The following is an 11,022-nucleotide window of genomic DNA, read 5'->3' as shown; positions in this document are numbered from 1 at the left end:
TGAGCTATCTCTGCGGGAGATAAGGATTCACATACATACCCAGCATTATTTTCTCGAATAAACCTCGTTGGCGATGAATAAGACGGAGCATGCATTAAAACTGGCCGTTTTGTCTTTAGGTAACTAGTTAACTTTGATGGAAACGATAGTCTAGCAACTTTTTCAAAATCTGAACTGAACCAATACGGACAGTATAATAAATCTGCATTCGATAATTCTTTAAGAACCTCTGTTTGGTCCACCCAACCTCTAATAACCATATTTGCTGGTGAGTTAAAATGTAGATTTTGAAAGTATCGTCCGTACAATACTAACTTTATTTTCTTGCCACTATAACTCCAATTGAGCAATTCAAGAGCCTGTATAAGAGCGTTAAACTCTGTTAGTGCATAAATTTGCCCCGCGAATGCGATGATAAAATCTTGGTCTGTTCGCTCAGTCAATTCACTATTGCTTTTATCATCTAACCCAGGCACTACTGGTATGCATCTAGCTTGATATTCTTTTGTGTACTCCTCAGCCATACTCCAAGATGCTGACATACATGCTCTACTATTATGCAACAACTTCCCAAATTCTTTCATGACACTATTTTTGGTAAATTTATCGAATTTATTTTCTGACAACCACCACTCTGGCGGATCCCAAACTTGCACAGTATATGGAATTTCGGCTGATGCAGCAGCCCTACGTACGACTTTAATCATTGTTTGCCCCTGAACGACGCTCCATATTATTTCTGCAGAGTTTTCTTTAGCAAACTCCGCTATTTCGCGAGCAATTTTTGGTAGCATCACCGTAGAACTGAAATTATTACCTATTAATGAAGCAACTGAACCGATTTTGGGATGCCTGCCCCAAGACTCTTTGGGTTTTTGAGTGTTTCTATAATTTACTGCTCCCAGAATGTCATCTGATATCTGAGGGTTTAGTGAGGGATCCATTATGCTAAAACACGCTATACGATGACCATCTTTGAGTAACATTCTTACAAGTTGGTCCAATACAATTCCAGCGGTGAAATTGGTACACGGAGGAACATCCGTTAATAAAAGTATATTCATTCGGAACTTAACCTCCTCTTAATCTTTTCTGTAATTCTTGCATCCATTATTTTTATAAATAAAGCTGAATTTCGTACTCTGTCCTTCCATCCCATTTTAATAATACAACTTTTTATAATTCTAAAACTAAACCTTAATACTTTCTTTATAAGACGAATAATAAACTGCCTCGTTCGATGCTTTGTTTTTCGAAACCTTACTGCAGTGTACTTTTCTGCTTCATAAAGCTCAATTTGAGATTTCAGTTCACTCACTTGCCGCTCATGATCTTTCTTGATATCTGCAATAATAAGTTCATATTTTCTTGTAACATCATAAATTAATACATTTACTTCCCTCAATAATGAGGTGGTATCAGGCAATGAATAATTTATATTATTAATTCGATTCTGCCTCTCATCAACATGGGTTTCTTCCGCCTTACTTCCCCTCATATCATTTAGCCGCCTATCTTATTTTTCTAATGATTTTATTTATTGTTGCCATTGTACCTTCGTATCTAATACAATAATAAATTCTTTTAATTAAAAGAAGTCTATCACCCTCTGAGAGTTTTATTCTCCCAAACCCCTCACTCAAATTCACGCCTTGAGGTGGAACAGCTTTTTCCAATAAATAACTTGTGTGGGCAATCGCTTTTACATACTCTGTTCTTGTTTTTAAGTACCTCAAGGTAAGTTTGTAAAATTGATAGCTTGTCCCCTCCAAGTAACACATTTCTTGTTCATCAAGACAGTTTATCATCCAAATCCACAACCGATCACATTCCTCATTATGTTCCGCCACCTTTCGCCCCGTCTGCTCAGAATGAAACCTCATTTGCAGGTAGACACCCGGGCAATACCTGACCTCAGCCTCACGAAACATGCGAAACCACATGTCATAGTCCTGTGTAGTACGTAGGTCTTCATCAAACAAACCAACGCGTTCATAGTGGCTACGGTGTATAAGCATTGAACAGCCATTTGCTAGACCACGAAAAATTGGGAAGAGGGATTTATTAAGCTGAGTGATCGGATACAGTTTATCAAATTGTACAATATCGATCTTCTTTGATTTGTGATTAATGATTTCATAGCTGCCATACAAAATTGTCTTTTTATCATCAAGCTGTGAAAGGAACTCCATTTGTTTCCTTATCTTATCTGGCTTATATCTATCATCATGGCTCAGCCAAGAGAAGTACTCCCCCCTCATTTCTCTTAACCCTATATTTAATGCCGTCGAAACTCCGCCATTGGGCTTCGAGTAATATCGAATACGTGCTCCATACGACAATGCAATTTGTTCAGTGGCGCCACCGTCAGTTGAACCATCATTAATGACAATCACTTCAATATGACCATAGCTCTGAGATAACGCGCTGTCTATCGCTTCCCGCAAGTAATTCGATCCATTGAAGACTGGGATAATAATAGATACCAGTGGAGACAGACCCATGTGCAACACCTGCTTACTTGTTATAATGCTTTTCCTTCAAAAATTGGAGAAACTTATGCGGAATCAATCCAACAATAAGCGGCTTAATCACATATGGCCACGCCGCAGGCAATAATCCCATACCTTTAAACCCCTCGAATCTCACTATCATTTCATTCCATCGATATCGATACTTTCTTCTTCGGAAAGCATCCTGGTCCTCGCGAACATGATACAACTGCTGCTTCATATTCGCACCCCTGTACCCAGCTTTGTACAATCGCATAATCAAATCGTAATCCTCGCTTCGAACCACTTTCCAACTTTCATTGTAGCCCCCTACATTTTGCAATGCCTCTCGCCTAAACATAATTGAAGCATGTACGAACGGTAGGACAAACAAAAAATCTCTCTCAACGGGTTGTTTTGCGTATATTCTAGTTCCCCACACTCCAGACTCGTCAAACAAGCATGCTCCTGTTCCAACAAAGTCAACTTTCGCGTTATTCTCTAAATAGTTGAATTGAGCTTCTAACCGATTTGCCGCACTGTAATCATCAGCGTCCATAATAGCTATATACTGCCCTACGGCTAAGCTCAAACATCGGTTTCGTGCCGCAGAGGCTTTCATATTAGTCGGATTGCGGATGATGATTATTCTAGAGTCTTTTTGGCATAGTTTTTTAATAAGTTCATAGGTGCAATCCGAAGATCCATCATCGCATATAATCATTTCCCACTCAGAATTGCTCTGATTGCGAATAGACTCAATACAAGTCTTAAGCATTTTTTCATTTCCGCTGTTATATACACTCATTATTATCGATATATTAACCATGCGCCGACTCCCGATTCCTGTCGCATATTAATTTGTTATGTAAAAAATTGTACCAAAGCACAACTTGAAATACTAGAGTTATATCCTACTGCTTCCAAATTATAAGAGCTACACAAGTGTCGATTTAGTGCATTTATGATAAACTGATGTAAGAATATCAAGAAACTGAGGAGTACTTATATGATGACAAAAAAAAACAAAAGCTTCACTAGTCTTAAGATCGAGCAACAATCATTGATTAACTGGTCCATTCTCTTATTAATAGGTCTCATGCTTATTATCGCACCATTCTACAGAGCTGTCTTTAATGGTTATAGCACTTCATTTGATACACCTATTTTCACTTTTCTAGCAGGAATCTTCTTGACCGGAATCTTATTGGCTATCTACCTTATGAAGCAACCTTCAGAAAAACTCCAGATTGACGTCATTCATACATTTGTTTGGTTACTGCCAGCCATGTATCTAATACCATCACTTATCCAACCAGCCTCATCTTATTATTCTGTACAATCAGTATATCTATATTTAGCATATGGAGTAACTTTCACTTTGGGCTTGTATCTAGCTCGTCATCTCTCCAGCAAGAAAGTCCTGGTTCGTTTACTGGTGTGGAGTGGGGCTATCATCATTGTCTTTGGATTGATGAATTGGTTTGGCGATGCATCCTTGTGGGGAATATTGCAATGGACTAATGTTGAAACTAGCGGTCGTACCTATCAAGATGCTGTGATAATCGGCTCTGATGGGGCACGGCTCACTTCCGTGTTCCAATACGCAAACAGTTACGCAGCCTTTCTTATTGCCATGATTGTATCAATCCTAGTGTTAGTTGTTCACAGCACACGAGTCAAATACACATTTTTTTACTCATTGCTGCTTTTACCTGCTTTCATTTCACTTTTACTCACTTTGTCTCGTGGAGGACTCTTGGTCCTACCAGTTATGTTGGTTTTGATTTTACCGTTCTTAAAATGGCATCGACAGCTTTTCTTTCTAGTATCATTATTTGTAACATCCATTATAACATTTTTTATCCTAACTCCCATCACAAGTTTTGGAAATGATCTCCAGGCCCAATATTCAATGTCTCTTTCCCTTAAAGGATGGGGGATCTTAATTATCGGAAGTGTTTTATCAGCATGTATTATTACGCTATTACAGTTTTTTGTCATGAACAAATTACTACAAATACGTCGTACACACTGGAAAAAAGTTTCTTTGGACTTGATGGTCCCATTCGGGATTACACTTCTAGGCATAGCAACCATCGCTGCAATTTTCTCGACTGATATATTTACAAAGTTACTTCCCGATAGTATTCAGTCACGAATTGAGAATATTAATTTTCAACAAAACAGCGTGCTTGAACGAGGAACATTCTATTCCGATGCATGGAAAGCAATTAAAGATTATCCTATGTTCGGAGCAGGGGGAGGAGCTTGGGGAACATTCTATGAGAAGTACCAGAATAATCCCTATATTAGTAGTCAGACTCATAATTTTTTTCTACAAGTATTGCTAGAAATCGGCTTTATGGGCTTCGCTGTTCTAATCATTTTACTGGTTGGAGTTTACTTTTACTTTATCCGCTCTTATTTCCGTAGTCCTGAAATAAAACGCATTCCTTATTTAATATTTTTTATATTTACAACAGCAATTCTGTTGCATAGCATTCTTGATTTCAATATGAGTTATGTCTTTTTGTCATTTTTAGTTTTTATCTGTTTGGGTGGAATGCTTGCTATTAATGATTCCAAAGCATTTAAGTGGCAGAAAAATATTAAAATCACTAAGCAAAAATATCTTTATCCGATTACTCTTGCTATTGGATGTTCAATTTCCCTTTTCCTTTCACTGAACCATCTTTCCGCCAGCACCTCATTCCGAGATGCACAATTAGAGGCAACAAATGGGGGGGCTTTTCATAAGCTAATGGAAACTGTCAACACAACTATTGCTCGGTCTTCTAACCCTGAGTTCTATGATTTAAAACTCCAGTTGTTGCTGTCAGCGTATAATCAGACTCCAGATACTGAGTACATTAAGCAAGCTGAAGAAGTACTTAAGCACATTAAAACAAAAGAGGCCTTCTTCAAGAGGTTCGTTTATCGGGAGCTGGAAATATACATGTTACAACAACAATATACCCAGGCATCTGAACTGTTGGAAGCCGAAATACCAAATTATCCTTGGGACATTGACCTTTATGTCGAATTAGCGTCAGTTTACTTTGAAACGGGGCTTGCTGAATTAGATGGTGGTTCATCAGAGGTTGCTCGAGCGGAATGGGATAAAGCAAAATTATTATTTAATAGTATCCAAAACAAAGCCAAAGAGCTGAACTTACTATCGGAGTTTCAATATCAAGGACGAGAATTCGGTTTAACACCCGAACTGGCTTTACCTTTGGGTCAAATTGCATTTTATGAAGGAAATTATAGTCTTGCTCTTGAATATCTCTCCACTAGGCTTGATCAGCAATTTAATGATGCTAATGATATTGAAGCAACTATTTATTACGCAGCTGCACTTAACAAAATGAACGACGATAATATTTCAATTCTTCAGGACATGTATGACAAGCTTAATGACGAAGATACAAAAATTGTAAAGTCAAGGTATGAATTATTACTGAGCTATTAATTTAAAACCAGCCCATGCAAGTTATTGCACGGGCTGGTTTTATCTTTACTAATAAAACCTAATTAGATTCCGGCACCGGTTTTCAAACTTTGAACCTTATCTAATCTCTCCCAGGGAAGATCAATGTCCGTACGACCAAAGTGACCATAAGCAGCCGTTTGCGCGTATATCGGACGACGAAGATCCAGCATCTTAATTATACCAGCAGGACGCAGGTCAAAGTTTTTAGTAATGAGTTCAACGAGCATTTCTTCGTTTACTTTGCCAGTCCCATAAGTGTCAACGTTGATCGATACGGGCTTGGCAACTCCAATAGCGTATGCAAGTTGAATTTCGCATTTATCTGCCAGTCCTGCAGCGACTATGTTTTTAGCCACGTAGCGCGCCGCGTAAGCTGCTGAACGATCAACCTTCGTTGGATCCTTACCTGAGAAGGCACCGCCGCCATGGCGCGCATAACCGCCGTAAGTATCAACGATGATTTTCCGTCCCGTTAGACCGGCATCGCCCTGAGGACCGCCGATTACAAAACGACCAGTTGGATTAATAAAGTATTTAGTTTGTGCATCCAACCATTCAGATGGTACAACAGGATTAATTACATGTTCTATGATGTCATCTTGGATTTGCTTTAATGAGATCTCCTCGGCATGTTGCGTAGAAACAACGATTGTATCAACACGTACTGGTTTTCCATCTTCGTATTCAATAGTTACTTGTGTTTTACCGTCAGGACGCAGATAACCAAGTGTATCGTTTTTACGCACTTCCGCCAAACGACGCGCTATGCGGTGGGATAAAGCAATCGGCAACGGCATGAATTCAGGCGTTTCATTAGTTGCAAAGCCAAACATCAAGCCTTGATCACCTGCTCCGATATCTTCATTTTCTTGCTGCATGTTTTTTCCTTCACGACTTTCAAGCGCTGCGTTAACACCTTGTGCAATATCTGCGGACTGTTCGTTCAGTGATGTCAGAACTGCGCAAGTCGTCGAATCAAAGCCGTATTTCGCGCGAGTGTAACCAATCTCTTTGATCGTCTTTCGCGCAATCGATGAAATATCAATAAAATCAGCACGACTAGAGATCTCTCCAATCACTAGTACGAGTCCAGTCGCAACGGAAACTTCACACGCTACTCGCGCGTTAGGGTCAGCCGCCAAGAAGGCATCCAAAACAGCGTCAGATATCTGATCGCAAATTTTATCTGGATGACCTTCAGTCACTGATTCAGATGTAAATAAGTGCCGTCCTTTAACCGACATCCATCTCAACCTCCTACAGTCTTAGTATTCAATCATGTCTTTTATTTTAAACAAAAAATGAACCTTTTCCACGAAGGAAAAGGTTGTCAGACAACTCTTCTTCTAGCATTTTATGATACCGAAAATGTCGCTTTGTGTCAATGGACACCTGTCTTGCCAAATTTAAGCCGCTTAGACTGAATTTAAAGAGTAAAATCGGCATTTAACACTTGTTCGGCTTGTGCGACCAATCGCTTCGTAATTTCTCCCCCTACGGAACCGGCTTGACGAGTCGACAATGTCGACCAATGGACGCTGCCAACACTTGATGCGCTATGAGCGCCCAGCTCGCCTGCAAATTCCGTATCCGCTGCCCCCACGGCGAATCCGCCGCTGGTCAGTCCGAATTCCGCTGCAATTTCGTACTTCATTTGGTTCAAGACAGACTTGCATTGGGGCACAATGACTTTGTTAGAACGGCTCATGTTGAAGCACCTCCGAGAAAGTATAGAATACAAACTTATTGTGCATCGGCCGCTTGCATCTCAAACGTATAATCTATTGTCAATGCGTGTAGATTATGACATGAGTGGAACAAAAAACAAGCTGCCGTGTTCCAGGACGGAACTTGACAGCTTGCTACAGGTATTACTTAATTGTATAGATGCCCTTAACAATTAACGTAAGCGGAACGATCTCGTCCGGATGACCTTTAATACCGCGACCATCCCTAGGGAACCAGATCAAATGATTCGTTGGCACATCCTTACCGTTTTTGATATCCACACCGCCGGTTAAATCGGAAATCCCATTAGTATCAGAGCTATATGCTATGGCTTTGCCAACACGTACAACCACTTCTGTACCCGCTGCAGCAATCAGCGTCTTGCCCATCGAAAGCTCAACCACTTCCAACTTCACCACAGCGTTTCCATTAGAGGCACTCTCGCTTCCGTTCGAGCCGCTGCCTCCTGTTCCCCCATTGTTGTTGCCCGAGCCATCTCCTTCCGTTCCACCGTTCAGCAACTTTGCGATCTGTTCATCGACGTAACTCTTTGTCACGACCGGATCTTCGATCGTGCCTGGAGTTACGGCGTTCGAGTTAGCTGCAAGCGGGTTGCCAACCACCATGCCAGCCCATACGCCAGCCGAGACCACAACCGCCGCCCCTGCCAACTTCCATACCTTATTCTTCACTACGAAGTCTCCTCTCCTTCTAATATCTCTGTTTTAAGGATACTAGAATTGGGGGTAAGTGCATAGTAGAAATCCTATTCAGGCATAAACCATTTAAGTTCTTTAGTAGCTATTAGAATTTTAGCACCTTGGAATACATCATAAATATTTAATATATATTTGCCATAGCTTTGAACCTTGCTTTGTATTAAGGAATCCTGAAATACTATCTCATGAGGAACGCCTTCGCCAACCTTAAGATAATCCCCTTCAGAACTGCCTAGAGAGTAGACCTTAGAATACGTTGCTTTACTGGAATCTTGATCAACAAACTCAATCATTATTTTATGATCGCCAGCAATGTAATCATAATTTTCATTTTTGAGCAAATCATAATTAAATAACAGTTTTAGTCCTGTTACCGTATACATGCCTTCAACATTTAACATTGTATTGACTCTTTTTAGCGTCAATTCATGTCCAGCAACCGCAATATTAGACAACGACTTTTGCGATTCGGACGTTCCTAGCGACTTTAAGCTATATTGTACCGGTTTGACCATGATCGAACTAGTTTGATTTTCTGATACAGTAGGACTAGAACTAGCGGTTTGACCAAAGATCAAATCGTATTGCTTTATATTAACGTTTTTTCTCATTTTAGCCCAACCAATCAACAACACTCGGCCATTTGCATCCACTTTCTCCTCTATTTTTGAGAACGTAACAGGAATAACTTGACCTTCTTGATTTTTCAAATAACCACTATACCCAGATAGTAATGCCGCTCTTGTCTCTTTGTTTGTTACCTCAAGTTCAGCATAAAAATAATTTTCAGTATTACCTTCATAAACTTTCGTTTTAGTGATTTTAGCTTCTGCTTGTCGGCCAGCATTACTAATATGGTAAGAAGTATTTACATTAATGGCTGGAATATCTTTTAGCTTTTGCCCATTGAAACGATAAATGGTTTTTTCTGTGTTTACATCTCCCGACTTTTCTGTCAATACGAAAGAAATGTTGTTTATTTCTGCAGCATATGGAATATTCACATGAACAATAAAGTTGTTATTGAGCTTCGGCCCTATCGTTACGCTATTATCTAATGTGATCTTTTGCGTAGGATTATTAAGTTTCACTCCATTAATAACAAAGTATCCAGATAATTCTGGAACAGCCTTACTTTTTTCAGTATTATTCATGACTTCTATATCTGCAATCAAAACATCATTTGCAGATGATGCAGTACGTTGGATTGCCTTTATCTTGACTGTGTAATCTCCATATTTATATTCCGAATCAAGAGTATTTAAAGGACTTGTAACTAATTTGTATGAACCAACTACATAACCTTCGCTCTTATCAGTAATACCTGCACGCACTAATAGTTTGGATTTAGAGATGTCGATGGTACTCGGAATAGCACCTGTTATGTCAATAACTTCTCTCATTTGTGGCAATAATTTTGTTTTTACATCATCTGATTTTTTGAAATCCAAGGGATAAATTATCCCCTTCTCGGTGATGAGAGAAAATGAGAAGTTTGGATATTCGACAGCTTGTTTTCCTGTATTCCTCATTGCGTATTGAATAGACACCACGCTAGATGTATCTCCACTTTCTAGAAAAGCACGATCGACAAAGGTATTGATTTTCTCACCTGAGATAGAAGTAGCTTTTGCTTTACCAGTTTCGACCAATGTCGAATCTTGAATAGCAGGCAATGCAAAGGAGGCCACGGGAAGCATAATTCCCGTCGTTTCTTCTTTAAAAGCTGATACAAGACTCAATGATTGTCCAATAAGACTCTTTGGAAGAGCAATTTGCAGAGTACCTTGATTTTGCTGCTTTGGCTGCAAAGAAATACCTGTATAATCAATCATATTTACTGGATATACGGCAGACCCTTTTGTTTGAATGAACAAGTTAAGTGTGCTCAAATCTACAACGTTCAAACCTTGGTTTTCAATATTGTAATTGATTTGCAAGTACGCAAGATTATCGTCTTGTGTTAATGAAAGGCTGTTAATAGTAGAGGTCAATTTAATATTGCTGTATAACATCGTAGCTGCTTTATTAGCACTCGTTTGTTCACTAGATCCTGCAGGATACTTAATTGTTCCAAGCCTTCTCTCATAGTTTGAAACCGAAAAATCCCACATAATAATATCGAAATTAAGATCTGTAAGAATCGTTGTTTGATCCACATAAGAGTAGTATGTAATTAGTTTGCTTGATTTTGGTGCAATCGAACTAACGTTTTTATCCTGTTCGGATACTTTTGTCGAAAACGATTTTCCTGACGAAGTTTTTAATCTGATCCAGTAATCCTTTAAAGGAATTTCGGAATTGCCATTGTTAGTGATCAAGACAGTATACGCAAGAACACGTCCATTACCTTGCATCAGAAATTGTGCGCTTTGTAATGCAATTGTGCTGTTTGAGTTTAATTTAATGATTTGGCTTGTGACGCTTGAAGCGGCAGCGTTAACTGTAGCGGGCTGATATATTAATGTACTCGGCTGTAAAAATAATGCACATGTTGTTACTGCAATGATGCCTGCTTTTGTCGCTTTAGACCATGGAACATTCATGATTTAACCTCCTGTATTCTCATTATCTATATAGACGGTTT

Annotated in this window: 9 protein-coding genes; 1 reads left to right on the top strand and 8 read right to left on the bottom strand. The window is 39.3% G+C overall.

The genetic code is table 11. The features are described 5' to 3' along the window. From PAT3040_RS12960 to PAT3040_RS12945, 4 genes are all read right to left on the bottom strand, one after another. On the bottom strand, positions 1–1,064 hold a 1,064-nt coding region (locus PAT3040_RS12960), incomplete at its 3' end, for a glycosyltransferase (RefSeq protein WP_108992984.1). Beyond that, positions 1,061–1,498 (bottom strand): hypothetical protein, encoded by a 438-nt coding sequence (locus PAT3040_RS12955; RefSeq protein ID WP_108992983.1) that lies wholly within the window; start codon positions 1,496–1,498, stop codon positions 1,061–1,063. The genes PAT3040_RS12960 and PAT3040_RS12955, both read right to left, overlap by 4 nt. A 13-nt stretch (positions 1,499–1,511) precedes the next feature. Next, positions 1,512–2,504 (bottom strand): glycosyltransferase, encoded by a 993-nt coding sequence (locus tag PAT3040_RS12950; protein ID WP_108992982.1) that lies wholly within the window; start codon positions 2,502–2,504, stop codon positions 1,512–1,514. 13 nt (positions 2,505–2,517) lie between these two features. Continuing rightward, the gene (locus tag PAT3040_RS12945) at positions 2,518–3,321 is read right to left on the bottom strand and encodes a glycosyltransferase family 2 protein (protein ID WP_108992981.1); all 804 of its coding nucleotides are present in this window, start codon (positions 3,319–3,321) and stop codon (positions 2,518–2,520) included. A 180-nt stretch (positions 3,322–3,501) separates the two neighbouring features. Between PAT3040_RS12945 and PAT3040_RS12940 the strand changes: the two genes are divergently transcribed. Next, complete coding sequence (locus PAT3040_RS12940; RefSeq protein WP_108992980.1) at positions 3,502–5,967, top strand: O-antigen ligase family protein; 2,466 nt, start codon at positions 3,502–3,504, stop codon at positions 5,965–5,967. A gap of 62 nt (positions 5,968–6,029) precedes the next feature. On the opposite strand, the gene metK is transcribed toward PAT3040_RS12940, so the two are convergent. The 4 genes from metK to PAT3040_RS12920 form a co-directional block, all read right to left on the bottom strand. Then, positions 6,030–7,232, bottom strand: coding sequence for a methionine adenosyltransferase (metK, locus tag PAT3040_RS12935; protein ID WP_108992979.1), 1,203 nt, complete (start codon positions 7,230–7,232; stop codon positions 6,030–6,032). 182 nt (positions 7,233–7,414) lie between these two features. Further along, complete coding sequence (locus PAT3040_RS12930) at positions 7,415–7,696, bottom strand: alpha/beta-type small acid-soluble spore protein (protein ID WP_108992978.1); 282 nt, start codon at positions 7,694–7,696, stop codon at positions 7,415–7,417. Between the two features lie 163 nt (positions 7,697–7,859). Then, positions 7,860–8,408, bottom strand: coding sequence for a hypothetical protein (locus tag PAT3040_RS12925; RefSeq protein WP_108992977.1), 549 nt, complete (start codon positions 8,406–8,408; stop codon positions 7,860–7,862). 74 nt (positions 8,409–8,482) lie between these two features. Further along, a complete protein-coding gene (locus PAT3040_RS12920; RefSeq protein WP_108992976.1) occupies positions 8,483–10,981 on the bottom strand; it encodes a hypothetical protein in 2,499 nt (832 codons plus the stop codon). Positions 10,982–11,022 lie beyond the last annotated feature (41 nt).

It is taken from the genome of Paenibacillus agaridevorans (assembly GCF_003112455.1).
GTDB lineage: Bacteria > Bacillota > Bacilli > Paenibacillales > Paenibacillaceae > Pristimantibacillus > Pristimantibacillus agaridevorans.
This window is presented reverse-complemented; position numbering and strand designations above follow the sequence as displayed.

Bases quoted from the DNA above. Each gene is read 5' to 3' on its own strand.
- PAT3040_RS12955 (WP_108992983.1), bottom strand. From the start codon at position 1,498: ATGAGGGGAAGTAAGGCGGAAGAAACCCATGTTGATGAGAGGCAGAAT.
- PAT3040_RS12950 (WP_108992982.1), bottom strand. From the start codon at position 2,504: ATGGGTCTGTCTCCACTGGTATCTATTATTATCCCAGTCTTCAATGGA.
- PAT3040_RS12945 (WP_108992981.1), bottom strand. From the start codon at position 3,321: ATGGTTAATATATCGATAATAATGAGTGTATATAACAGCGGAAATGAA.
- PAT3040_RS12940 (WP_108992980.1), top strand. From the start codon at position 3,502: ATGATGACAAAAAAAAACAAAAGCTTCACTAGTCTTAAGATCGAGCAA.
- metK (WP_108992979.1), bottom strand. From the start codon at position 7,232: ATGTCGGTTAAAGGACGGCACTTATTTACATCTGAATCAGTGACTGAA.
- PAT3040_RS12930 (WP_108992978.1), bottom strand. From the start codon at position 7,696: ATGAGCCGTTCTAACAAAGTCATTGTGCCCCAATGCAAGTCTGTCTTG.
- PAT3040_RS12920 (WP_108992976.1), bottom strand. From the start codon at position 10,981: ATGAATGTTCCATGGTCTAAAGCGACAAAAGCAGGCATCATTGCAGTA.